The organism is Paragemmobacter kunshanensis (assembly GCF_011059185.1).
Classification (GTDB): Bacteria; Pseudomonadota; Alphaproteobacteria; order Rhodobacterales; family Rhodobacteraceae; genus Paragemmobacter; species Paragemmobacter kunshanensis.
Genome location: NZ_JAALFE010000004.1, coordinates 59533 through 82088, shown reverse-complemented (window position 1 = coordinate 82088; position 22556 = coordinate 59533). Strand labels below are relative to the sequence as shown.

Genomic DNA, 22556 nt, shown 5'->3' with positions numbered 1-22556 from the left:
CCGATGCGGATGTTCCGCCTTGTGGCCCTTGCGGCCTTCCTGCCGGTGGCGTCCTTTGCGCAGGACGCGCAGACGCTGGCCGACATCCGGGCCGAGATCGGGCAGCTTCAGGCCGAATTCAACAGCCTGAAATCCGAGCTTGTCACCTCGGGCGCTGCGGCGACCGGGGTTGCGGGGGGTGATGCCCTGCAGCGGATGGATGCCATCGAGGCGGCGCTTGCGCGGCTGACGGCAAAGACGGAAGAGGTGGAACTGAAGGTCAATCGTGTCGTCTCGGACGGCACGAACCGGATCGGCGATCTGGAATTCCGGCTGTGCGAACTGGAAGAGGGCTGCGATATCGCGGCGCTTGGCGATACGGCCCCGCTGGGCGGGGCGGCAGGTGGGGGCGGCGCGGTTGCCCCCACGCCCGGCGTGACCCCGGATCCGGCCGCCGCCGGAACGACGGCCGCGCCGGAACTGGCAGTTGGCGAACAGGCGGATTTCGACCGGGCCAAGGAGGTGCTCGGTCAGGGTGACTTTCGCGCCGCTGCAGACCTCTTTGCGGCCTTTACCCAATCCTACCCGGGTGGCCCCCTGACGCAGGAGGCCCATTTCCTGCGCGGCGAGGCGCTGGGCCAGTCGGGCGATACGGCGGGAGCGGCGCGCAGCTATCTCGAGGCCTTCTCGGGCCAGCCTTCGGGGCCGCAGGCGGCGCCCGCGCTGTTGAAGCTGGGGCAGGCGCTGGGGGCCTTGGGCCAGACGCCCGAAGCCTGTGTCACGCTGCAGGAAGTGGGAACGCGGTTCCCCGGATCGGCCGAGGCGGCGAATGCCGCGCAGGCGATGCAGGGGCTTGGCTGTCTCTGACCCGGGACGTTGCCGATATCTTCCGCCGGGGCCTTGGCCCGGCCGCGAAGGAGGCGCTGGGTCTGGCTGTATCCGGTGGCGGGGATTCGCTGGCGCTGCTCTATCTGGCGGTAGAGGCGGGGCTGCGGCCGCGCGTGGCCACGGTGGACCATGGCCTGCGCCCGGAGGCGGCGGCAGAGGCCGCCATGGTGGCGGGCATCTGTGCCGATCTGGGGGTGGCGCATGACACGCTGACCTGGTCCTGGGGCGGAACAGGCAATCTGCAGGATGCGGCGCGGCGGGCGCGGACGGGCCTGCTGTCGGATTGGGCGAAGGGCCATGGGATCGGCTGTGTCGCGCTGGGTCATACAAGGGATGATGTCGCGGAAACCTTCCTGATGCGCCTGGCGCGCGATGCGGGGGTGGACGGCTTGGCCGCCATGGCCGCCCGGCGCGAGATCGCGGGGGTGGTCTTTCTGCGGCCGCTGCTGGGGGTGGCGCGGGCGGAACTGCGCCGCTGGCTGCTGGATCGCGGGCTGCCCTGGGTGGAGGATCCGTCGAACGAGGATGCGCGCTTTGATCGCGTCCGGGCACGGCGGGCGGTGCAGGCGATGGCCGAGGTCGGTGCGGGGGCGGATCAGATCGCGGCCCTGGCCGGGCGGATGGCCGATGTGCGCGCGGCGCTGGAGGCGGTGACAGCCGATGCCGCGGCGCGGATGGCGCGGATCGACGGGGGCGATGTCATCCTTGAGACGGCAGGCCTTGCCGCGCTGCCTGCGGAGATCCGAAGGCGGCTCTTGCGGGCGGCGGTGATGTGGATCGCATCCGCGGAATATGGCCCGCGCGGCGCCGAGATGGAGCGCTTCATTGCCGCAGCCCTTGCCGGGCGTCCGGCCACGCTGGCCGGGTGCCGCAGCAGCCATGCGCGGGGGCGGATGCGGCTGACCCGGGAATTGCGCGCGGTGGCCGCGCTGGAGGTGCCGGCAGGCGAGGCATGGGATGGCAGGTGGCGGATTTCCGGCCCGGACTCCAAGGGCTTGACCCTGCGCGCCTTGGGGGAGGCGGGGCTTGGCCTGTGCCCCGACTGGCGCTCTGCCGCCGTGCCGCGGGCAAGCCTTCTGGCCAGCCCGGCGCTGTGGCAGGGGGAGCGGCTGGTCGCGGCACCGCTGGCCGGATTCGGGGGCGGATGGGTGCTGAGTTGCGCGGGGCCCACGGGGCCGCTTTCTGCGGCACCTTTATCGCATTGAACAGCCGGGGTTTATGTCTATCTTAAGAACAAAGGGTCGCGGGCCGTTATTGGCCTTGCGGCGGTATGAGGAGAGACTTCGTGGGTAATGCACGAAACATCGCATTCTGGGTCGTTCTGTTTCTGCTGATCCTGGCCCTGTTCAACCTGTTCAGCGGCAACCAGTCGACCAGTTCGTCGCGGACATTGTCCTATTCGGAATTCATCAGCCGCGTCGATGGCGGCGAGGTGCAGAGCGTGACGCTGGATGGCGAGCGGGTTCTGGTGCGGGCGCGGGACGGATCGCAATATGTGACGATCAAGCCCGATGGCGAAACCCTGACCGACCGCCTGATCGCCAAGGGCGTGGACGTGAAGGCCGAGGCGCAGGAGCAATCGGGCTTCATGTCCGTGCTGGGCATCTGGCTGCCCTTCCTTGTGCTGATCGGGGTCTGGATCTTCTTCATGAACCGGATGCAGGGCGGCGGGCGCGGGGGCGCGATGGGCTTTGGCAAATCCCGGGCGAAGCTTTTGACGGAAAAGCATGGCCGCGTGACGTTTGACGACGTGGCGGGGATCGACGAGGCCAAGGAAGAGCTGGAAGAGATCGTGGAATTCCTGCGCAACCCGCAGAAGTTCAGCCGTCTTGGCGGCAAGATCCCGAAGGGGGCGCTGCTGGTGGGGCCTCCGGGGACAGGTAAGACCTTGCTCGCGCGGGCGATTGCGGGCGAGGCGGGGGTGCCGTTCTTCACCATCTCGGGTTCCGACTTTGTCGAGATGTTCGTGGGGGTGGGTGCATCCCGCGTGCGTGACATGTTCGAACAGGCGAAGAAGAACGCGCCCTGTATCGTGTTTATCGACGAGATCGACGCCGTGGGCCGTGCGCGTGGCGTGGGCATCGGTGGCGGGAATGACGAGCGCGAGCAGACGCTGAACCAGCTGCTGGTCGAGATGGACGGGTTCGAGGCGAATGAGGGTGTGATCATCGTTGCAGCCACCAACCGCAAGGACGTGCTGGACCCCGCGCTGCTGCGTCCCGGTCGTTTCGACCGTCAGATCCATGTGCCGAACCCGGATATCAAGGGGCGCGAGAAGATTCTTGGCGTGCATGCGCGCAAGGTGCCGCTGGGGCCGGATGTGGACCTGCGGACGATCGCGCGGGGCACGCCGGGCTTTTCGGGGGCCGATCTGATGAACCTTGTGAACGAGGCGGCGCTGATGGCGGCGCGCGTCGGGCGGCGGTTCGTCACGATGGAGGACTTCGAGAACGCGAAGGACAAGGTGATGATGGGGGCCGAGCGTCGCAGCATGGTGCTGACGCCCGACCAGAAGGAAAAGACCGCCTATCACGAGGCCGGTCACGCCATCGTGGGCATGAACATGCCGAAGTGTGATCCGGTCTATAAGGCCACGATCATCCCGCGTGGCGGTGCCTTGGGGATGGTTGTCAGCCTGCCCGAGATGGATCGGCTGAACATGCACAAGGATGAGGGCAAGCAGAAGATCGCCATGACGATGGCGGGCAAGGCGGCCGAGATCATCAAATATGGCGAAGAGGGCGTGTCCTCTGGCCCTGCGGGGGATATCCAGCAGGCGTCGTCGCTGGCCCGCGCGATGGTGATGCGCTGGGGCATGTCGGACAAGGTCGGCAATATCGACTATGCCGAGGCGCATGAGGGGTATCAGGGGAATACGGCGGGCTTCTCGGTTTCGGCCCATACCAAGGAGCTGATCGAGGACGAGGTGAAGACCCTGATCGACGAGGGCTATGAAACCGCCCGTCGCATCCTGATCGAGAAGGCCGATGATTTCGAACGTCTGGCGAAGGGCCTGCTGGAATACGAGACGCTGACCGGCGACGAGATCCGCAAGGTGATCGCCGGTGAGCCCCTGGGTGGCGATGACGATGCGGACAAGCCGGCCTCGGGCGGCGGGACCACGTCTATCGCGGCGATCCCGAAGACCAAGCCCAAGACACCGAAGGCCGGGCCGGAGCCCGAGCCGGTGGTCTGACCTTGGCCCTGGGCGGAACAGATTGGGACCCCGGAACCTATGGACGGTTCCGGGGTCTTCGTTTGCGGCCTGCGCTGGACCTGCTGGCGCAGGTGCCGGACCTGCCGGAGGGCGCGGTGGTGGATCTGGGCTGCGGCGACGGGGCGGCGGCGCGGGCCTTGCGCGCGCGCTTCCCCGAGCGGCGGCTGGTGGGGGTGGATGCCTCGCCCGCGATGCTGGAACAGGCGCGGGGCTATGATGCGCTGCAGGGGGCCGATATCGCGACCTGGCAGCCCGAGGCGCCTGTGGCGCTGATCTTTTCCAATGCCGTGCTGCAATGGCTGGGGGATCATGCCGGGCTGATGCCGCGGCTGGCGGGGTGTCTGGTTCCCGGGGGGGTGCTGGCGATCCAGATGCCGCGGCAGTTCAACGCGCCGTCCCACCGCTTTCTGCGCGATATTGCGCAGGGGATGTTTCCCGACCGCTTCGATTTCAGCCAGTGGCGCCCGCCGGTTGACCGGGCGCAGGCCTATTGGGCGATGCTGGCGCCCCTGGGGCAGGTGACGGCCTGGGAGACGGACTATGTGCAGCGGCTGGATCCGGCGGAGCAGGGCCATCCGGTGCGGCGGTTCACGGAAAGCACGGTGATGCGCCCCTTCGCGGCGCGGCTGGATGCGGCAGAGTTGGCGCGCTTTGTGGCGGCCTATGACGAGGCGCTTGCTGCGGCCTATCCGTTGCAGCAGGATGGATCGGTGCTGTTTCCCTTCCGCCGCGTCTTTCTGATCCTGGGTGTCTGATGACTGTCCTGAAGCCGACTGCATTCACTGGCCGCATCACCTGGCTGGGTCTTGTCCGCGACCGTGATGCCGCGCTGGAGGCCGAGCCGGTCGAGCGCATGGCGGCCAGCTTTGCCGGACCCGAGGGCGAGGCGCATGGCGGGCTGACGCGCCCCTCTTGCAGCCGGGTGGTGGCGCAATATCCCAAGGGAACGACGATCCGGAACACGCGGCAGTTCTCGGTGCTGGCGGCCGAGGATCTGGTGGCCATCGCGGCGAAGATGGGGCTGGAGCGGCTGGATCCGGCGCTGGTCGGGGCCAGCATGGTGATCGAGGGCATCCCCGATTTCAGCCATCTGCCGCCGGGCAGCCGGTTGCAGGCCGAAGGCGGCGCGACGCTGGTGGTGGATATCGAGAACCGGCCCTGCCACCTGCCCGCCCGCCCCATCGAGGCGCGCCATCCCGGTTTCGGCGGCAAGTTCAAGGCCGCGGCGGCGGGGCGGCGCGGGATCACCGCCTGGGTAGAGCGCGAAGGCAGCTTTGCCCTGGGCGAATCCATCCGCCTGCATATCCCCGATCAGCCGGTCTGGGCGCATCTGGAGACAGCCCGGCGGGCGTGATCGCGTGTCGGAAAAAGGCGACTGTCAGAGGCAAGTTTCCCAGCAGTGTTCGATTATTTCCGATAGGAAACGCAGGCTGGCGAATCTGGGGCCGAAAAGGTCGGAAAAGCCACTCTCAACGGGCTTGCATGTCGGTATCAGGTCATGAACGGGGAAGAACCCCGCAACGGGAGCTGGGACATGGCCTTCAAAACCGACATCGAAATTGCACGCGAAGCCAAGAAGAAGCCGATCATGGAGATCGGTTCGAAACTTGGCATCCCGTCGGAGCATCTGCTGCCCTACGGCCATGACAAGGCGAAGGTGAGCCAGGAGTTCATCAAATCGCTTTCCGGCAAGAAGGACGGCAAGCTGATCCTTGTGACCGCGATCAACCCGACACCGGCGGGCGAAGGCAAGACGACCACCACGGTCGGTCTGGGCGACGGGCTGAACCGCATCGGCAAGAAGGCGGTGATCTGCATCCGTGAGGCCAGCCTCGGCCCGAATTTCGGGATGAAGGGGGGTGCTGCGGGCGGCGGTTACGCGCAGGTCGTGCCGATGGAGGAGATGAACCTTCACTTCACCGGCGACTTCCACGCGATCACCTCTGCGCACAACCTGCTGTCGGCGATGATCGACAACCACATCTACTGGGGCAACAGCCTGGACATCGACGAGCGCCGCGTGGCCTGGCGCCGCGTGATGGACATGAACGACCGCGCGCTGCGCGATATCGTGGTGAGCCTTGGCGGCGTGGCCAACGGCTTCCCGCGCCAGACCGGGTTCGACATCACCGTGGCGTCGGAAGTCATGGCGATCCTGTGCCTGTCCAATGACCTTGAAGACCTGCAGAAGCGGCTTGGCGATATCGTGGTCGCCTATACCCGCGACAAGAAGCCGGTCTATTGCCGCGACATCAAGGCCGATGGCGCGATGACCGTCCTGCTGAAGGATGCGATGCAGCCGAACCTCGTGCAGACGCTGGAGAACAACCCGGCCTTCGTGCATGGCGGCCCGTTCGCGAATATCGCGCATGGCTGCAACTCGGTCATCGCGACCAAGACGGCGCTGAAGCTGGGTGAATATGTCGTGACCGAAGCCGGTTTCGGGGCGGACCTTGGCGCCGAGAAGTTCTTCGACATCAAGTGCCGCAAGGCCGGGCTGAAGCCGTCGGCGGCGGTGATCGTGGCCACGGTCCGCGCGATGAAGATGAACGGGGGCGTGGCGAAGGCCGATCTGGGGACCGAGAATGTCGATGCGGTCAAGAAGGGCTGCCCGAACCTTGGCCGCCATATCGCCAACGTGAAGAGCTTTGGCGTGCCGGTGGTCGTGGCGATAAACCACTTCTACAGCGACACCGATGCCGAAGTGGCCGCCGTGAAGGCCTATGTGGCCGAACAGGGCGCAGAGGCGATCCTGTGCAAGCACTGGGCGAATGGCTCGGCGGGGATCGAGGATCTGGCGCATAAGGTGGTGCAGCTGGCGGAATCGGGGGCTGCGAATTTTGCGCCGCTCTATCCCGATGACATGCCGCTGTTCCAGAAGCTGGAGACCATCGCCAAGCGCATCTATCACGCGGATGAGGTGATCGCCGACAAGTCGATCCGTGATCAGCTGAAGGCCTGGGAAGCGGCGGGTTACGGCAACCTGCCGATCTGCGTGGCCAAGACCCAGTATTCCTTCACCACCGATCCGTCGGTGCGCGGTGCGCCCACGGGCCATTCGGTGCCGGTGCGGGAAGTGCGGCTGTCGGCGGGTGCGGGCTTCATCGTCGCGATCTGCGGCGAGATCATGACGATGCCGGGCCTGCCCAAGGTGCCGTCGGCGGAAGTGATCCGGCTGAACGACGCGGGCCATGTCGAGGGCCTGTTCTAAAGCGATCTGTCGCGTTGCCCTTTCGGGCTGGCCCCCTTACATGGGGGCCATCCTGAAAGGGGGCGAGGCATGAAGAGGCCGGAAGACTGCATGACGATGGCCGATATCCGGGCCGAGATTGATCGGCTGGACGAGGCGCTGGTGGCGATGTTCGCAGAGCGGACCGCCTATATCGACCGTGCCGCCGCGATCAAGGAACAGGTGGGCCTGCCCGCGCGGATCGACGATCGGGTGGAGCAGGTCGTGGCCAATGTGCGGCGTCATGCAGAGGCGCAGGGCTTGCCGCCAGACAAGCTGGAAAAGCTGTGGCGCAAGCTGATCGACTGGTCGATCGAGCGCGAGGAAGACCATTTGCGGAAGGGCTGACGCAGGGCCTGACCGATGCGGAAGGGCGAAGGCGGATGACGGCCACGGTGATCGACGGCAAGGGCATAGCGGCGCGGATGATGGCCGAGATCCGGGCCGAGGCGGGCGAGCTTGAGGCTGCGGGCTGGGCGCCGCGGCTGGTGTCGATCTCGGTGGGCGATGTGGCGGCGGCGGAGCTTTACGTGCGCAACCAGCAGCGCCAGGCCGAAGCGGCGGGCGTGGCCTTCGAGGCGCGGAACTATCCCGAGACGATTTCTCTGGAGCAGTTGACGGGCGTGCTGGCGGGGCTGAATGCCGATCCGCGGGTGAACGGGATCATCATCCAGCGGCCCCTGCCCGCGCATATCCCCGTGAAGGCGCTGCAGAAGGCGGTGCATCCGATCAAGGATGTGGAGGGGATGCATCCCTCCTCCATCGGGAACATCGTCTATAACGACCTGACGCTGGGCCCCTGCACGGCGGTCGCGGCGGTGGAGATATTGAAGAGCCTGCCGTTGAAGATGGAAGGGCTGGATGTCTGCGTGATCGGTCATTCCGAGATCGTGGGAAAGCCCATCGCCTTTCTGATGATGGGGCTGGGGGCGACCGTCACGGTCTGCCACCACATGACGCGGCAGGTGGCGGTGCATAGCCGCGCGGCGGATGCGGTCTTCGTGGCCGTGGGCAAGCCGGGGCTGGTGACGGGGAACATGCTGAAGCCGGGCGCGGCGCTGATCGACATCGGGATCAACCGGGTCGAGGGGCGCACGGTCGGCGACGCGGATTATGCAAGCTGTGCCGAGGTGGCGGGGTGGATCACCCCGGTGCCCGGTGGCGTCGGGCCGGTGACGGTAGCGGTTCTGATGAAGAACGCGGTGCTGGCGACACGGATGCAGAAGGATCATTACCGCGCGGCCTTTGCCGCGGCGGTCTGAGATAACAGAGGGGAACGGGACATGGTTGCCAAGGTGATCGACGGGAAGGCATTCGCCGCCAATGTGCGCGCGCAGGTGGCGGCGCATGTGGCGCGGCTGAAGGAGCAGAACGGCATCACGCCGGGGCTGGCCGTGGTGCTGGTGGGGGAAGACCCCGCGTCGAAGGTCTATGTGCGCAACAAGCATGCCTCGACCATCGAGGTGGGGATGGAGAGTTTCGAACATCGCCTGCCAGCGGAGACGGGCGAGGCGGAGTTGCTGGCGCTGATCGACAGGCTGAATGCCGATCCGGCGGTGCATGGCATTCTGGTGCAATTGCCGCTGCCCGGGCATCTGAATTCCGAGCTGGTGATCAACCGGATTTCGCCTGCCAAGGATGTGGACGGGTTCCATATCTCGAACGTTGGCCTGCTAGGGACGGGGCAGAAGTCGATGGTGCCCTGCACGCCGCTTGGGTGCCTGATGATGCTGCGGGATCATCACGGGAAGCTCGCGGGGTTGAACGCCGTGGTCGTGGGGCGGTCGAACATCGTGGGCAAGCCGATGGCGCAGCTCTTGCTGGGCGATAGCTGCACGGTGACGATTGCGCACAGCCGGACCAAGGATCTGGCGGAGGTGTGCAAGCGGGCGGATATCCTGGTCGCTGCCGTGGGGCGGCCCGAGATGATCACGGGCGATATGGTGAAGCCGGGGGCGACGGTGATCGACGTGGGGATCAACCGGATCGAGCGGGACGGCAAGGCGAAGCTGGTGGGTGATGTGCATTACGACAGCGCGGCAGCGGTGGCAGGGGCGATCACGCCGGTTCCGGGCGGCGTGGGGCCGATGACGATTGCGTGCCTGCTGGCCAATACGCTGACGGCCTGCTGCCGGGCGAACGGACTGGCCGAGCCGGAGGGGTTGACGGCGTAGGGCGGGGTTCACCCCGCCTTTCGCGACGGATGGCGGGGTGAACCCCGCCCTACGGCGCATGGTGACGACGCGCCCCGGGCTTGACCCGGGGCCTCTCTTTTCAGGCGGGCGGCGCGGGTGTTGGGGGAGGTCCCGGGTCAAGCCCGGGACGGGGTTTCAGAAGGGAATGGGAAGGGCGCGCGGGCCGGTGAGGATGGCCAGCGCGCCCTTTTGCATGAGGGATTGCAGGGCGCTGTCGTGGGTGGGCAGGCCGCCCGTATAGGTGCCGTAGGCGGGCAGGATCAGGCGTTGCGCGTCCAGCAGGAAGCAGGGGCGGGCGGTGCCTTTCAGGCGGGCCTTGGGGTGGTAATGGCCTGATATCTCGGCGCTTTGCGAGGGGTCCGCGATGTGGCGGAAGGTCAGGGGGCGAAGCGTCACGGTGGCGCGGTGGGTGCCGCCGATCTCCACCGGGCCTGCGTCGTGGTTGCCTTCGATCCATGTCCAGTCGCGCCCCGCCATCAGGCGGGCGAGGCGCAAACGCGCCGCTTCCTCCAGCCCGTCGGCGGCGGCGAGGTCGTCGAAGCTGTCGCCGAGGCAGATCACGCGGGCGGGCGAGGTGCGGTCGATATCGGCCTCGAGTTTTTCCAGCGTGGCGCGGGTTTCATAGGGCGGCAGGAGCGATCCGCCGCGGCGGGCGAGGCGTTCGGATTTGCCGAAATGCAGGTCCGAGACGCAGAGGAGCGATTGGGCGGGCCAGAAAAGCGCGCCGGAGGGGAGGGCGTGGAGCATTTCTCCGGCAAGGGTGAAGGCGTGGTGCATGGGGCGTGGTTAGCCCTTGTCAGGCAGGGGGTGCAAGGGTCAGGCGAGGCCTGCTTCCTCCATCAGCCGACGGGCGGCGTCTTCGACCATGCGTTCGCGGCCTGTGCCATGGATGGGGATCTTGTTCGGTTCGAGGAAGAGGGGCGCGGCGAGGGGGGTGACGCGGGGCAGGCGGATCAGGTCGATGCGGTTGCCGACGCGGGCGAGCATGTCTTCGATGCGGGAGAAGTCGACAAGGCCGCGTTCGGCCTCTTCGCGGGTGACTTGCAGCAGCAGGTGGTCGGGGTCGTATTTTCGCAGCGTGTCGTAGAGGATGTCGGAGGAGAAGGTGGCTTGGCGGCCTGTTTTCCGTCGGCCTTGGTGGGATCGTTCGATCAGGCCTGCGATGATGGCGGTGGCGCGGAAGGTGCGTTTCATCACGGCATTGCCGCCGAGCCATGTTTCGAGGCCTTCGCGGAGGCGGTCGAGGTCGAAGAGGGGGGCGGCGTCGGTGACGGGGTCGAGGCACCAGATGAGCGTCGCGTAGTCGGTGGCGGTGAAGCCCAAGGGGGCAAGGCCTTGATCTTCCATCACTTTGGTGACGAGGAGGGCGAGGGTCTGCATCGCGTTGCGACCCGCGAAGCCGTAGATGCAGAGATGTTCGCGGCCGTCATGGGGGAAGCTTTCCACCAGCAGGCGGTCGGGTTGCGGCAGGCGCGAGACGTCGCGTTGGAGCGCCAGCCATTGGGCGGTGTGGGCGGGGAGGTCGGGCCAGCTATCTGCTTGGAAGATTTCGAGGATTCGCTGGGTGAGCAGCGTGGAGGTGGCGAATTTGGTGCCGTTGAAGGTGGCGACTTTGGGGTCGCGGCCCGGTTGGCGGGTGACTTCGACGGTCATTTCCCGCAGGCCTTCGTAGCGGACGATTTCGCCGCCGATGAGGAAGGTGTCGCCGGGGGTGAGGGTGGAGGCGAAGCCTTCCTCGACTTCGCCGAGGGGCGTGCCGCCGAGGCGGTTTCTTAACCTTACTTTGAGCGTCTCGGTGTCGATGATGGTGCCGAGGTTCTGGCGGATGACGGCGGCGTTGCGGGGGTCGCGCAGTTGCCATCTGCCGTTTTTTTCCAGCAATCTCTGCCACTTGTCATAGGCGCGGAGGGCGTAGCCACCCGTGGCGCAGAAGTCGAGGCAGGCGTCGAATTCGGGGCGGGTGAGGGTCGTGTAGGGGCCGGTTCTCTTAACTTCGGTAAACAGATCGTTAGCGTCGAAGGGGCCGGAGGCGGCGGTCATCAGGATGTGCTGGCAGAGCACGTCGCGCGGGCCGGGGCCGCGGGGTTCGCCGTCGAGCGTATGGTCGCGGACGGCGTCGAGGGCGGCGCGGCATTCGACCACTTCGAAGCGGTTTGCGGGCAATATCAAGGCCTTGGAGGGGGCGTTGTAGCGGTGGTTGGCGCGGCCGATCCTTTGCACGAGGCGTTTGACGTTCTTGGGCGCGCCGACCTGGATGACGAGGTCCACGTCGCCCCAGTCGATGCCGAGGTCGAGTGAGCCTGTGCAGACTACGGCGCGGAGTTGTCCGGCGGCCATCGCGGCCTCTACCCGTTCACGCTGTTCGCGGGCGAGGGAGCCGTGGTGGATGCCGATGGGCAGCCCTTCGTCGTTCTGTAGCCAGAGGTCGTGAAAGAAGAGTTCCGCCTGCGCGCGGGTGTTGTGGAAGATGAGGGTCGTGCGGTGGCGGCGGACTTCGTCGAGGATCGCGCGCATGGCGTAGCGGCCGCCGCCCCCGGACCACGGTGGGGGGGCTTCGGTTTCCAGCATGGCGATGTCGGGGTCGGGGCCGGGGTCGGCTTGCAGGATGTCGCAGGCGGTTGGCGAGAGGTAGCGGGCCAGCGCGGGCGGGTCTTCGACGGTGGCGGAGAGGCCGACGCGGCGGAGGTTTGGGCTTAGGGATTCGAGGCGGGAGAGGAGCAGCATGAGCTGGTCGCCGCGTTTGGATTCGGCGAGTGCGTGGAGTTCGTCGATCACAACCCGTTGGAGGGATTGGAAGATTTTTGGCGCGTCTTCGTAGGAGAGGAGGAGGGCGAGGGATTCCGGTGTGGTGAGCAGGATATGCGGCGGGTCGGCGCGTTGGCGGCGACGCTGGGTATAGGAGGTGTCGCCCGTGCGGTCTTCGATGCGGATGGGGAGGGAGGCGCCTTCGACGGGGGTGCGGAGGTTGCGGCGGATGTCGGCGGTGAGGGCCTTGAGGGGGGAGATGTAGAGGGTGTGAAGGCCAGGGGGCGGGGTGGTGCCCAGTTCGGCGAGGGTGGGGAGGAAGCCTGCCAGCGTCTTGCCGCCGCCTGTGGGGGCGATGAGGAGGGTGGCGGGGGTGGCGGCGCGGTCCAGCATTTGCTGCTGGTGGGGGTGGAGGGTCCAGCCTTTTTTCGCGAGCCAGTCGGTGAGGGGGGCGGGGAGGTGCATGGGGGGAAGGTAGAGTGTGGGGTGGGGTGGGGGAAGGGGTCTGATTTCAGGAGGTTGGGCGAAAATGCCCGTTCAGCCCTGCAGTGCAGCGCCTGGTGCAGACAGCGGTGCATACAAGAAGCGATAGGCTGGAGCGGCGTTTTCGCGGTCAGGGTGCGCCATTGCACAGGGCGTGCCTGTGGGGAAACGCCCCCCCCCCCGGCCCCTCCCCCGCAGGCGGGGGAGGGGAGGGCGCCGGAAGGCGACCGGGGTGGGGGTGGCTGGCGTGGGAATTCGGGTATTTGGGCCAGGGTGAAGGGGCGAGGGCGGGTTTTATGCTGCGGTGGGGTTTTGCGACGGCACGGGTCGGGAACGGGATTGCCGCCATGCCCGGCGTGACGTAGGGCGGGGACATGCGGATCCTTTTTCTTGGCGATGTCATGGGGCGGGCGGGACGGGCGGCGATCACCGCGCGGCTGCCCGCTTTGCGGACGGACTGGGCGCTCGATTTCGTGGTGGTGAATGGCGAGAACGCCTCGAGCGGGGCGGGGCTGACGCCGGATCATGCCCGGGCCATTCTGGCGGCGGGGGCGGATTGCATCACGCTGGGCGATCATGCCTTTGACCAGAAGGACATGCTGTCCTTCATCGAGACGGAGCCGCGGATCATCCGGCCGCTGAATTTTTCCAAGGTGGCGCCGGGCAAGGGGTTTCGCGTCTTCACCGCGACGCAGGGGCGCAAGGTTCTGGTGGCGCAGGTTCTGGGGCAGGTCTTCATGAAACGGCCCTTTGACGATCCCTTCTCGGCCATCGAGGCGGTGTTGAAGACCCATGCCCTGGGGGCGGCGGTACAGGCGGCAGTGGTCGATATGCATTGCGAGGCGACCTCCGAGAAGATGGGCATGGGGCATTGGTGCGACGGGCAGGCGTCGCTGGTGGTGGGCACGCATACCCATGTGCCGACGGCGGATGCGATGATCCTGAAGGGGGGCACGGCCTATCTTTCGGATGCGGGCATGTGCGGCGACTATGACAGCGTCATCGGGATGGAGAAGCTGGAGCCCTTGCGCCGTTTCGTCACCGGCATGGCCAAGGGGCGGTTCGAGCCGGCGGCGGGCGAGGCCACGCTGTCGGGTGTCTTTGTCGAGACCGATGACCGGACAGGCAAGGCGCTGAGGGTGGTGCCGGTGCGGCAGGGCGGGCGGTTGCAGGAGAGCGCGCCGTGACAGCCCTTTCCGCGGGCGGTCAGCGCTGGTTTCTGGTGGGGGTTCTGCTGCTGCTGGGCCTTGGCTGGGGGCTGACCCAGCCGCTGGGCAAGATCGCGACATCGACGGGGCATGGGCCTTTCGGGCTGATCTTCTGGCAGTTGGTGGTCTGCACCGGGGTGCTGGGGGCGATCTGCCTGCCGCGGGGGCGGGGGCTGGTCTTCACCCGCCCGGCGCTGCGGTTCTATGTCGTCGTGGCGGCGCTGGGCACGCTGATCCCGAATGCGACCTTCTATCTCTCGATCGCACGGCTGCCATCGGGGATCATGTCGATCCTGATTTCGGCGGTGCCGATGATCGCCTTTCCCATCGCGCTGCTGCTGGGGATGGAGCGGTTCAGCTGGGCGCGGCTGGCGGGGCTGTGCCTGGGGCTGATGGCGGTGGGGTTGCTGGCGGCCCCCGGGGCGGCGCTGCCCGATCCGGCAATGGCGGCCTTCCTGCCCGTCGCCCTGGTCGGGCCGCTTTGCTATGCGCTGGAGGGGCTTTACGTGGCGCGCAATGGCACGGCGGGGATGGACCCGGTGCAGGCGATGTTCGGGGCATCGGTCACGGGCATGGTGCTGTGCCTGCCCGTGGCGCTGCTGACGGGGCAGTTCTTCGATCCCTTCGCCGGATTCGGCCGGGCGGAGGTGGCGCTGGCGGCATCATCAGCGCTGCATGCGCTGGTCTATGCGGCCTATGTGTGGCTTGCGTTCCGGGCGGGGGCGGTGTTCGCCTCACAATGTTCCTATATCGTGACGGGGGCGGGAATTTTCTGGGCAATGGTGATCCTGGGAGAGAGATTTCCTCCTTCTCTCTGGCTTTCGCTTGTTTTGCTTCTGTCCGGTGTGGCATTGGTCAGCCCGCGCGCACGCTCGGCGCGGGGGGATGTGCCCGCCGCCTGACGGACCGCGCGTTTGGTGCGAGGGGGCGGTATGTTCGGACTGGAACTGGCGGCGGAATGGCAACCCTGGGTGGCGATCGCGATCCTGCTGGGGATGTTCGCGCTGTTCGTGCGCGAGGTCTATCCGGTGGAGGTGACGGCGCTGGGCGGGGCCGCGCTGATGCTGGTGCTGGGGATCCTGCCGGTGCGCGAGGGCGTGGCGGTGCTGTCGAATGCCGCGCCCTGGACCATCGTGCTGATGTTCCTGGTGATGGGGGGGCTGGTCCGGACGGGCGCGGTGGAGATGGTGATCCGCGCGGCCGAGCGGCAGGTGGGGGACAGGCCGAAGCGGACGATCGTCGTGCTGTTCGGGTTCATCGCGGTGGCGTCGGGGTTCATGAACAACACGCCGCTGGTGGCGGTGATGATCCCCGTGGTGATGCAGATGGCGGTGAAGATGGGGACCGCGCCCTCGAAGCTGTTGATCCCCTTGTCCTATGTCACGGTGATGGGGGGGATGATCACGCTGATCGGCACCTCGACCAACCTGCTGGTGGATGGGGTGGCGGCGGAGAGCGGGCTTGCGCATTTCACCATCTTTGAAATCGCGCCTTTGGGGATTGCGATCACGGTGATCGGCGGGGCCTTTCTGGCGCTGACGGCGGACAAGCTGCTGCCGGTGCGGCAGAGCATGGGCGTGCTGCTGAGCGACCGGCGCAAGATGAAGTATTTCACGGAAGTTGCCGTGCCCGAGGACAGCCCGCTGATCGGGCAGGCGGTGCTGGAGATCGACCTGTTCAAGCGCGACGGGGTGCGGCTGATCGACGTGTTGCGCGGCGATGCCTCGCTGCGGCGGGACCTGGCGCCGGTGAAGCTTGAGGCCGGGGACCGGGTGGTGCTGCGGACGGAGATGACGGAACTTCTGGGCCTGCAGAACCGCAAGGACCTGCATCTGGTGGACAAGCTTTCTTCGACCCGGACCGAGACGGTGGAGGTGCTGATTTCGCCCGGCTGCCGGATGGAGGGGCGGCGGCTGGGCGAGTTGCGGCTGCGGCGGCGATACGGCGTCTATGTGCTGGCGGCGCATCGGCGCAACCAGAATATCGGGCGGCAGCTGGATGACCTGACGGTGCGGGTGGGGGATACGCTGCTCTTGGAAGGCGCGGTGGAGGATATCCAGCGGCTGGCGGCGGATATGGATCTGGTGGATATCAGCCGCCCGTCGATCAAGCCGTTCCGGCGTGGCAAGGCCCCCATCGCGATTGCCGCGCTGGCGGGGATCGTGCTGCTGTCGGCGCTGGATGTGGCGCCGATCCTGGCGCTGGGGCTGGTCGCGGTGGCGGTGATCCTGATCACGCGCTGCGTGGATGCCGAGGAGGCCTTCAGCTTTGTCGATGGCCGCCTGATCGCGATGATCTTTGCGATGCTGGCGGTGGGGCAGGGGCTGGAACATGCGGGGGCGGTGGAACTGATCGTGGAGGCGGTGGCGCCCTTGATGCTGGGGATGTCGCCCTTCCTGATGATCCTGTGCGTCTATTTCCTGGGGCTGGCGCTGACGGAGTTCCTGTCGAACAATGCGGTGGCGGTGATCTATACGCCCATCGTGATCGAGTTGGCGCAGACGCTGGGCGTGGATGCGCGGCCCTTTGTCGTGGCGGTGATGTTCTCGGCCTCGGTCGCCTTTGCGACGCCGGTGGGGTATCAGACGAACATGATGGTCTATGGTCCGGGGGGCTATCGCTTTTCGGATTACATGCGGGTGGGGATACCGTTGAATATCCTGACGGGATTGGTGGCTTCGGCGCTGATCCCGGTGATCTGGCCCTTGTAGGAGTGGTGGAGATGCGGGTTCTGGGACTTGTGGCGGTGCTGGGTCTGGCCGGTTGCGCGGCGGCGATGCAGCCTGTGGAGCCGCAGGCGGCGCGGCTGTCGCAATCGGTGCTGACGGTAAGCCTGAGCGATGGCACGGTCTGCCGCGCGGATTGGGCGGCGGCGGGCGGGGCCGGGCGGCTGGAGCCCTGCGGGCCGGGCTATGATTATCGCGTGACGGTGGTGGAGAAGCCCAACCTGCTGCGCCAGTTCTGGAGCGAGTTGACCCGCGCGCTGGGGGCCGAGGGCGTGGTGCCGCCGATGGCATCGGTGGAGATTTCGGACGGGGGGGAGAGTTGGACCTTTGCCTCGCCCCCGCCGGTGAAGTGATTTCCGTGCCGGAGGGGCGGGAATGCCCGTCCGGCGCAACGGAAGGCATGGGGCTGCACTTCGCGGGGCTGGGCGCGGTCTTTGCCGCTGAAGCGGAATAGGCCGGAGTTGCGCGGGGGCGGGGTTGCCGTTCCCCGCCTGCCTTGTGTATAGGACGCCATCACCCCCCAAGGGATATCGGAGCGCGGGTCATGGCAGGCCATTCAAAATGGGCGAACATCCAGCATCGGAAGGGCAAGCAGGACAAGCTGCGCTCGAAGATGTTTTCCAAGCTGGCGAAGGAGATCACCGTCGCCGCCAAGATGGGCGATCCTGACCCCGAGAAGAACCCGCGCCTGCGTCTGGCGGTGAAGGCGGCGAAGGCCGTGTCGATGCCGAAGGACGTGATCGAGCGCGCGATCAAGAAATCGCAGGGCGGCGATGCGGAGGATTACACCGAGATCCGCTATGAAGGCTATGGCGTGAACGGGATCGCGATCATCGTCGAGGCGATGACCGACAACCTGAACCGCACGGCTTCGAACGTGCGGTCCTATTTCACCAAATGCGGCGGGAACCTTGGGCAGACCGGATCGGTCAGCCATTCCTTTGACCGGGTGGGCGAGATTTCCTATGCCGCCAGCGCCGGATCGGCGGATGACGTGATGATGGCCGCGCTGGAGGCCGGGGCGGATGACGTGGAATCCGACGACGAGGGCCACTGGATCTATTGCAGCGTCGAGTCGCTTTCGGATGTGTCAGACGCGCTGGAGAAGGCGCTGGGGGAATCGCTGGAATCCAAGCTGGTCTGGCGGCCGCAGTCGCGGACCGAGGTCGATCTGGACACGGCGACCAAGCTGATGCGGCTGATCGACATGCTGGAAGAGGATGACGATGTGCAGACCGTGACGCATAATTTCGACATCCCCGAGGATGTGGCGGCGCAACTGGCCTGATCCGGGCGGAACGCCGAGGAATGCGGGAAGGGCGGCCCAACGGGCCGCCCTTTCTCGTTTCGGCAAAAGAAATGGCGGCCCGGGGGGGCCGCCAGTCGCACGGGTATCGCCATTCTGGCGATCAGACCGAGGGGGGGTGTGCCTCGGCGATCAGGGGACGACCCTGATGACGGATTTCGGTCCAGTGGGCATGGTTTTCCAGCGCCGCGGAAAGCGCCTCGAGCAGGTCGCCGCGGGTGATGGGCATGCGCAGCGTGACATCGCAGATGGCCATGCGTTCGGTCGAGAAATCCGAGGCGGTGACGCGCTTTGTCGCCATGATCACCGGCATGCCCGGGCTGAAGCGGCGCAGGCGCATCCCGAAATCTATCATCGCCCCTTCATCGCCCAGGAAATCGGCATCGACGAGGGCGACGTCATGGCGATGGGCATTGGCATCGAACCAGTCGAGCGGCAGGCGGCGCAGCGGCACATGCACGATCTGCGCGCCCTTTTCGGCGAGCCAGTCAAGCAGCGGGTCCAGCGGACCGGGACGTTCGCAGACGGCGACGATTTGCGCGGGGCGGGGCATCTGCGCCACTCCGGGCGGGCAGCAGGCGGGGGACGCGTCCTTGGCAGGGGCCATGCTGATGCTGTCGGGAAGGATGTTCATCTTGGGGCGGGACAATCTTTGCGAACGGCGGGGGGTCCGAAGAGCTGGTCACTGGCAAGGCACAGGAAACCGGATAACCAATAGGTCGTGAATCAATTTCTTAATACACGTAAAAGTTGTTGCTGCAAGAGGGGCTGTCAAGGGCTTTGCTGCTGGGCATGAAAGTTTTCTCTGCGAGTGGCCGATGCGGTTGCGCAATCCTTGCAGCAAACTTCATGCCAATCTTCGCCCCGCCTTGCGAGGAGCGTTGCCTGACGGGGGTATCTACGCTTTAATAATGGTTAACAGGACGTGGCTGCCTTGCCCGTCCGGGGGCCGGCTCGGGGATGATCCGATTGAATATAAAGAGCGTTGCACAGCTTCGGTCGTTGTTGTTCGAGATGGAAAGCTCGCTTGGGCTGGTGGAGCTTTCCCCCAATGAGCGCGATGTGCTTTATGCCATCAACGAGGTGTGCAACGGATCGCAGCGGGCGGCGCGGTCGGAGGCGATCCGCAATCATCCCCTGGCCGCGGCGATCCCGCAGGCGACCTATCATCGGGCGCTGAAGAGCCTGGTGCAGCGGGGGCTGGTGGCCCATGCGCCCGATACCCGGGCGGGGCAGTATGTCCTGTCGGCAAATGGCCGGCTGTGACGGGCGGCGCCGGGCGGAACCTGCCCGGGGGGAGAGCGGAGGATGCTGAGGGATCTGCGCCAGGTGGCGCTGCATTTCTGCATCGCGTCGGGGCTGATGGTCCTGGCCTTTCTGCTGTGTCAGGGGCTACATGATCTGAGCCGGATCTTCGGGAACGGGGCGATGCAATCGCGGATGCATGCGGTGTTCCTGCCCTTTGGCGTGACGGTGCTGATGGTCTGGGTCTATGGCTGGGTGGCGATGCTGATGGTGTTGCCGGCGGCGATCCTGTCGACGGGGATGATCGTCGGGCTGGAGGGGATGACGGCGCTGCTGTTGGTGGTGCTGGTGGCCAAGGTTCTGGCGGTGCCGGTGGCCTTTGCGCTGTTCCGGGTGCTGGGCATGGATGCGCGGGGCGAGGGGCAGGATGCGAACTGGAAGGCGATCCTGCTGGTGGGGTTGGCCGGATCGCTGATCGGGAATGTGCCGCGCGTGCTGATCGGGCCCTGCTGCGGCGAGATGCCGATGCTGGCGCGCGCGGAGCCGTTCCTGAAGGCTGCGGCGGCCGACATGGCCGGGCTGGTGCTGGTGCTGCTGGCGGCGATGACCTTTTTCCGCGTGCTGCGTCACGGCTGAAGGAGGGCGGCGCGGGCTGCCGTCTGGATCGCGCGGGTGAGCGGGGCGATGGCCGGGGCGGTGAGGCGGGCGAACTGCCAGTGCAGCGCGGTATCGAGCGGCTGGTCGGGGGCGAGGTCGATCAGGCGGCCCGTGGCGAGGTGGGATGCGACCAGTGGTTCGGGGTTCAGACCCCAGCCGAGGCCCGCGAGGCAGGCATCGACAAAGCCCTGCGACGAGGCGAGGCGGTGGCCGGGAAAGCCCGCGCGGCTGGCCTGCCCATCGGTCAGGCGATCCACCCAGATATGCTGCAGCCTGTCCTTGTCGGAGAAGGTGAGCGCCGGGGCGCGGGACAGGGCGGCGGGCGTCGGGCCATGGGGCATCCAGCGGGCGAGGTAGGCGGGCGAGGCGGTGGCGCGATAGCGCAGCCGCCCGAGCGGCAGGGTATCGCAGCCCTGCAGCGGGCCGGGATGGGCGGTGACGGCGGCCGACACCTCGCCCCGGCGGAGCCAGTCCTGCGAGACGTCCTGATCGTCGATGACGATGTCGAAGAGGAAGTCGGTGCAGGTGGCGAGCGCCGGGATGATCCAGGTGGCGAGGCTGTCGGCATTGACCGCGATGCGCAGGGTGACGGGGCCGGGGGAAATGCCCGGCAGTTCGGTGGCGAGGGCCTGTTCGAGAAGCACCACCTCGTCATGGTGACGGATCAGGCGCAGGCCGGTTTCGGTGGCACTGCAGGGCGTGCCGCGCCGGATGAGAAGGGTGCCGATGCGTTCCTCCAGCGCCTTGAGGCGTTGGGAGATGGCCGAGGGCGTGACATGCAGTTCCGCCGCGGCAAGATCGAAGGAGCCGCGGCGATGCACGGCGGCGAGGGCGGCGAGCTGGGCGGGGTCGAGCATAAGTTTCTCTAATCTTGGCGCAGGAAGATTAACTGGATTGTTGCAGGGGCTGGCCATAGGTCAAGCGGAAAGTCACGTCCGGCGGAAAGCCGGGGCGCGTGGTCTCTGTGGGCGTGTGGGGGACGGAATGACGGCAGGTTTCGCGGCTGGTTCGGGATTTCTGGTGGCGATCAGCCTGATCGCGGCCATCGGGGCGCAGAATGCCTTTGTGCTGCGGCAGGGCATCCGGCGCGAGCATGTGCTGGCGGTGGTTGCCACCTGCGCGCTGTCGGATGCGGTGCTGATCGCAGCGGGGGTGGGCGGGTTCGGCCTTGTCTCGGGCGCGGTGCCGTGGCTGGCGGATGTGATGCTGTGGGGGGGCGTGGCCTTTCTGGTCGTCTATGGCGCGATGCGGTTCCGTGCCGCCTGGGCGGGGGGCGAGGCCTTGATGCCCGCGCCGGGGGGGGCGGCCCCTTTGGGCAAGGTGCTGGCGACCTGTCTCGTGCTGACATGGGCCAACCCGCATGTCTATCTGGATACGGTTGTGCTGCTGGGGTCGATCAGCGCGCAATATGCGCCGCATGGGCTGTCCTTTGGCATCGGGGCGGCGATGGGGTCGCTGGTGTTCTTTTCGGCGCTGGGCTTCGGGGCGCGGCTGCTGGGGCCGGTCTTTGCGCGGCCGCGGGCCTGGGTCGTGCTGGAGGTGGTGGTGGGCTGCACGATGTGGGCGATTGCGGCGAAGCTTGCGCTGACGGCCTGAGAAATCGGCCCCACGGCCCTTGCGGGGGGCGCGGGGTTCGGCTTTGGTCGCGGGCATGAGCGGCGCGGATCAGAGCGATTTGGGGCGGCCCGTCGAGGGCGCATTGTGGATGCTGGCGACGGGGCTGTGCTTTGTCGGCGTGACGGGCATCGTGCGCTATCTGGGCACCGACCTGCCCGCCGCGCAATCGGCCTTTGTGCGCTTTGGCTGGGGCGTGCTGTTCCTGCTGCCGAGCCTGTGGGCGCTGGCACGGCAGGGCCTGCCTGCGGGGACGTGGCGCCTGTTCGGCTGGCGGGGCGTGGTGCATACCGTCGCCGTGATCCTGTGGTTTCACGCCATGGCGCGGATCCCGGTCGCCGAGGTGACGGCGATCGGCTATCTGAACCCGGTTCTGGTGACGCTGGGGGCGGCGCTGTTCTTTGGCGAGGTGCTGGCGATGCGGCGCATCCTTGCGGTAGGGGTGGCGCTGATCGGGGCGCTGATCGTGATCCGGCCGGGGCTGCGGGAGGTGACGGACGGGCATCTGGCGCAACTGGGCGCGGCCTGTTTCTTTGCCGCGTCCTATCTTTTCGCGAAACGGCTGAGCCAGCTGGCCCCGGCGGGGACGGTGGTGGCGATGATGTCGGCCACGGTGACGGTCGGCCTCTTGCCACTTGCGATCTGGGTCTGGGTGCCGATGAGCCTGTCGCAATGGCTCTGGCTGGGGTTGGTGGCGGGGTTCGCGACGGCGGGGCATTACTGCATGACGCGGGCCTTCGGCGCCGCGCCTTTGGCCGTGACGCAGCCGGTGACCTTCCTGCAGCTGGTCTGGGCGACGGCGCTGGGCGCGCTGGTCTTTGGCGAGGGGGTGGATCTTTTCGTGCTGCTGGGCGGCGCGGTGATCATCGGGGCGATCAGCTACATCACCTGGCGCGAGGCGATGATCAAGCGGCGGCGCGTGACCCCGGCCGAGGCGGAGACGACGCTGTGAGGGCTGGGTAAAATCCCGGCCGAATGCCATGAAACTGCCCGCATTCCCTAAGGCATCGCTAACCGCGAAACCCGCAACCTGACCCCGGGGCCTTCGGGCAAATGTGGGTGTG

Annotated in this window: 22 protein-coding genes; 18 read left to right on the top strand and 4 right to left on the bottom strand. The window is 66.9% G+C overall.

Annotated elements, in window-relative coordinates; translation table 11 throughout:
* The first annotated feature begins 3 nt into the window (after window positions 1-3).
* The 9 genes from ybgF (at window position 4) to folD (ending at window position 9487) form a co-directional block, all read left to right on the top strand.
* Window positions 4-846: a tol-pal system protein YbgF gene (ybgF, locus tag G5V65_RS05615; protein WP_165047743.1), complete on the top strand. Its 843-nt coding sequence runs from the start codon at window positions 4-6 to the stop codon at window positions 844-846.
* On the top strand, window positions 792-2072 hold the full coding sequence (gene tilS / locus G5V65_RS05610; RefSeq protein WP_394352230.1) for a tRNA lysidine(34) synthetase TilS: 1281 nt from the start codon (window positions 792-794) through the stop codon (window positions 2070-2072). The genes ybgF and tilS overlap by 55 nt, the downstream gene beginning before the upstream one ends.
* 80 nt (window positions 2073-2152) lie before the next feature.
* A complete protein-coding gene (gene ftsH, locus G5V65_RS05605) occupies window positions 2153-4063 on the top strand; it encodes an ATP-dependent zinc metalloprotease FtsH (RefSeq protein WP_165047741.1) in 1911 nt (636 codons plus the stop codon).
* A 62-nt stretch (window positions 4064-4125) separates the two neighbouring features.
* Window positions 4126-4839, top strand: coding sequence for a methyltransferase domain-containing protein (locus tag G5V65_RS05600; protein ID WP_241250459.1), 714 nt, complete (start codon window positions 4126-4128; stop codon window positions 4837-4839).
* The gene (locus G5V65_RS05595) at window positions 4839-5438 is read left to right on the top strand and encodes an MOSC domain-containing protein (protein WP_165047738.1); all 600 of its coding nucleotides are present in this window, start codon (window positions 4839-4841) and stop codon (window positions 5436-5438) included. The genes G5V65_RS05600 and G5V65_RS05595 overlap by 1 nt, the downstream gene beginning before the upstream one ends.
* A 180-nt stretch (window positions 5439-5618) precedes the next feature.
* A complete protein-coding gene (locus G5V65_RS05590) occupies window positions 5619-7295 on the top strand; it encodes a formate--tetrahydrofolate ligase (RefSeq protein WP_165047736.1) in 1677 nt (558 codons plus the stop codon).
* A gap of 69 nt (window positions 7296-7364) precedes the next feature.
* Complete coding sequence (locus G5V65_RS05585; protein ID WP_165047734.1) at window positions 7365-7661, top strand: chorismate mutase; 297 nt, start codon at window positions 7365-7367, stop codon at window positions 7659-7661.
* A gap of 35 nt (window positions 7662-7696) precedes the next feature.
* Window positions 7697-8575, top strand: coding sequence for a bifunctional 5,10-methylenetetrahydrofolate dehydrogenase/5,10-methenyltetrahydrofolate cyclohydrolase (locus G5V65_RS05580; RefSeq protein WP_165047732.1), 879 nt, complete (start codon window positions 7697-7699; stop codon window positions 8573-8575).
* A 21-nt stretch (window positions 8576-8596) separates the two neighbouring features.
* Window positions 8597-9487 carry a bifunctional methylenetetrahydrofolate dehydrogenase/methenyltetrahydrofolate cyclohydrolase FolD gene (gene folD, locus G5V65_RS05575; protein ID WP_165047730.1) on the top strand — a complete coding sequence of 297 codons (891 nt, stop codon included), beginning with the start codon at window positions 8597-8599 and terminating at the stop codon, window positions 9485-9487.
* Window positions 9488-9643: 156 nt separating this feature from the next.
* Here the strand turns inward: folD and pdeM are convergent, their stop codons facing one another.
* Both pdeM and G5V65_RS05565 read right to left on the bottom strand, forming a co-directional pair.
* Window positions 9644-10285, bottom strand: coding sequence for a ligase-associated DNA damage response endonuclease PdeM (pdeM, locus tag G5V65_RS05570; protein WP_165047727.1), 642 nt, complete (start codon window positions 10283-10285; stop codon window positions 9644-9646).
* A gap of 39 nt (window positions 10286-10324) precedes the next feature.
* A complete protein-coding gene (locus tag G5V65_RS05565) occupies window positions 10325-12718 on the bottom strand; it encodes a ligase-associated DNA damage response DEXH box helicase (protein ID WP_165047725.1) in 2394 nt (797 codons plus the stop codon).
* Between the two features lie 392 nt (window positions 12719-13110).
* On the opposite strand from G5V65_RS05565, the gene G5V65_RS05560 reads away from it, so the two are divergent.
* From G5V65_RS05560 to G5V65_RS05540, 5 genes are all read left to right on the top strand, one after another.
* Entirely contained in the window at window positions 13111-13923 is an 813-nt protein-coding gene (locus tag G5V65_RS05560) for a TIGR00282 family metallophosphoesterase (RefSeq protein WP_165047723.1), read from the top strand.
* Window positions 13920-14846, top strand: coding sequence for an EamA family transporter (locus tag G5V65_RS05555; RefSeq protein ID WP_165047721.1), 927 nt, complete (start codon window positions 13920-13922; stop codon window positions 14844-14846). Before G5V65_RS05560 ends, G5V65_RS05555 begins: the two co-directional genes overlap by 4 nt.
* A gap of 30 nt (window positions 14847-14876) precedes the next feature.
* A complete protein-coding gene (locus G5V65_RS05550) occupies window positions 14877-16655 on the top strand; it encodes an SLC13 family permease (RefSeq protein WP_165047719.1) in 1779 nt (592 codons plus the stop codon).
* 11 nt (window positions 16656-16666) lie between these two features.
* Window positions 16667-17023, top strand: a complete 357-nt coding sequence (locus G5V65_RS22630) for a hypothetical protein (protein WP_165047717.1) — start codon at window positions 16667-16669, stop codon at window positions 17021-17023.
* Window positions 17024-17214: 191 nt separating this feature from the next.
* Entirely contained in the window at window positions 17215-17958 is a 744-nt protein-coding gene (locus G5V65_RS05540; protein ID WP_165047715.1) for a YebC/PmpR family DNA-binding transcriptional regulator, read from the top strand.
* A gap of 121 nt (window positions 17959-18079) precedes the next feature.
* Here the strand turns inward: G5V65_RS05540 and G5V65_RS05535 are convergent, their stop codons facing one another.
* Window positions 18080-18610 carry a hypothetical protein gene (locus G5V65_RS05535; protein WP_165047713.1) on the bottom strand — a complete coding sequence of 177 codons (531 nt, stop codon included), beginning with the start codon at window positions 18608-18610 and terminating at the stop codon, window positions 18080-18082.
* A gap of 380 nt (window positions 18611-18990) precedes the next feature.
* On the opposite strand from G5V65_RS05535, the gene G5V65_RS05530 reads away from it, so the two are divergent.
* Both G5V65_RS05530 and G5V65_RS05525 read left to right on the top strand, forming a co-directional pair.
* Window positions 18991-19242 (top strand): hypothetical protein, encoded by a 252-nt coding sequence (locus tag G5V65_RS05530; protein ID WP_241250458.1) that lies wholly within the window; start codon window positions 18991-18993, stop codon window positions 19240-19242.
* A 42-nt stretch (window positions 19243-19284) separates the two neighbouring features.
* Window positions 19285-19857, top strand: coding sequence for a hypothetical protein (locus tag G5V65_RS05525; protein ID WP_165047708.1), 573 nt, complete (start codon window positions 19285-19287; stop codon window positions 19855-19857).
* Here the strand turns inward: G5V65_RS05525 and G5V65_RS05520 are convergent.
* On the bottom strand, window positions 19848-20735 hold the full coding sequence (locus tag G5V65_RS05520; RefSeq protein WP_165047706.1) for a LysR family transcriptional regulator ArgP: 888 nt from the start codon (window positions 20733-20735) through the stop codon (window positions 19848-19850). The two genes, G5V65_RS05525 and G5V65_RS05520, sit on opposite strands and share 10 nt — an antisense overlap.
* A 127-nt stretch (window positions 20736-20862) precedes the next feature.
* Here G5V65_RS05520 and G5V65_RS05515 point away from each other — a divergent pair, with 127 nt between their 5' ends.
* Window positions 20863-21474, top strand: coding sequence for a LysE/ArgO family amino acid transporter (locus G5V65_RS05515; protein ID WP_165047703.1), 612 nt, complete (start codon window positions 20863-20865; stop codon window positions 21472-21474).
* A 55-nt stretch (window positions 21475-21529) separates the two neighbouring features.
* Window positions 21530-22444: a DMT family transporter gene (locus G5V65_RS05510; RefSeq protein WP_394352229.1), complete on the top strand. Its 915-nt coding sequence runs from the start codon at window positions 21530-21532 to the stop codon at window positions 22442-22444.
* Window positions 22445-22556 lie beyond the last annotated feature (112 nt).

Coding starts and splice junctions, on each gene's coding strand:
- G5V65_RS05520 (WP_165047706.1), bottom strand. CDS start 20,735: ATGCTCGACCCCGCCCAGCTCGCCGCCCTCGCCGCCGTGCATCGCCGC.
- G5V65_RS05565 (WP_165047725.1), bottom strand. CDS start 12,718: ATGCACCTCCCCGCCCCCCTCACCGACTGGCTCGCGAAAAAAGGCTGG.
- G5V65_RS05590 (WP_165047736.1), top strand. CDS start 5,619: ATGGCCTTCAAAACCGACATCGAAATTGCACGCGAAGCCAAGAAGAAG.
- G5V65_RS05510 (WP_394352229.1), top strand. CDS start 21,530: ATGAGCGGCGCGGATCAGAGCGATTTGGGGCGGCCCGTCGAGGGCGCA.
- G5V65_RS05580 (WP_165047732.1), top strand. CDS start 7,697: ATGACGGCCACGGTGATCGACGGCAAGGGCATAGCGGCGCGGATGATG.
- G5V65_RS05515 (WP_165047703.1), top strand. CDS start 20,863: ATGACGGCAGGTTTCGCGGCTGGTTCGGGATTTCTGGTGGCGATCAGC.
- ybgF (WP_165047743.1), top strand. CDS start 4: ATGCGGATGTTCCGCCTTGTGGCCCTTGCGGCCTTCCTGCCGGTGGCG.
- G5V65_RS05540 (WP_165047715.1), top strand. CDS start 17,215: ATGGCAGGCCATTCAAAATGGGCGAACATCCAGCATCGGAAGGGCAAG.
- G5V65_RS05530 (WP_241250458.1), top strand. CDS start 18,991: ATGGAAAGCTCGCTTGGGCTGGTGGAGCTTTCCCCCAATGAGCGCGAT.
- folD (WP_165047730.1), top strand. CDS start 8,597: ATGGTTGCCAAGGTGATCGACGGGAAGGCATTCGCCGCCAATGTGCGC.
- G5V65_RS05550 (WP_165047719.1), top strand. CDS start 14,877: ATGTTCGGACTGGAACTGGCGGCGGAATGGCAACCCTGGGTGGCGATC.
- G5V65_RS22630 (WP_165047717.1), top strand. CDS start 16,667: ATGCGGGTTCTGGGACTTGTGGCGGTGCTGGGTCTGGCCGGTTGCGCG.
- G5V65_RS05585 (WP_165047734.1), top strand. CDS start 7,365: ATGAAGAGGCCGGAAGACTGCATGACGATGGCCGATATCCGGGCCGAG.
- G5V65_RS05595 (WP_165047738.1), top strand. CDS start 4,839: ATGACTGTCCTGAAGCCGACTGCATTCACTGGCCGCATCACCTGGCTG.
- pdeM (WP_165047727.1), bottom strand. CDS start 10,285: ATGCACCACGCCTTCACCCTTGCCGGAGAAATGCTCCACGCCCTCCCC.
- G5V65_RS05525 (WP_165047708.1), top strand. CDS start 19,285: ATGCTGAGGGATCTGCGCCAGGTGGCGCTGCATTTCTGCATCGCGTCG.
- G5V65_RS05535 (WP_165047713.1), bottom strand. CDS start 18,610: ATGAACATCCTTCCCGACAGCATCAGCATGGCCCCTGCCAAGGACGCG.
- G5V65_RS05560 (WP_165047723.1), top strand. CDS start 13,111: ATGCGGATCCTTTTTCTTGGCGATGTCATGGGGCGGGCGGGACGGGCG.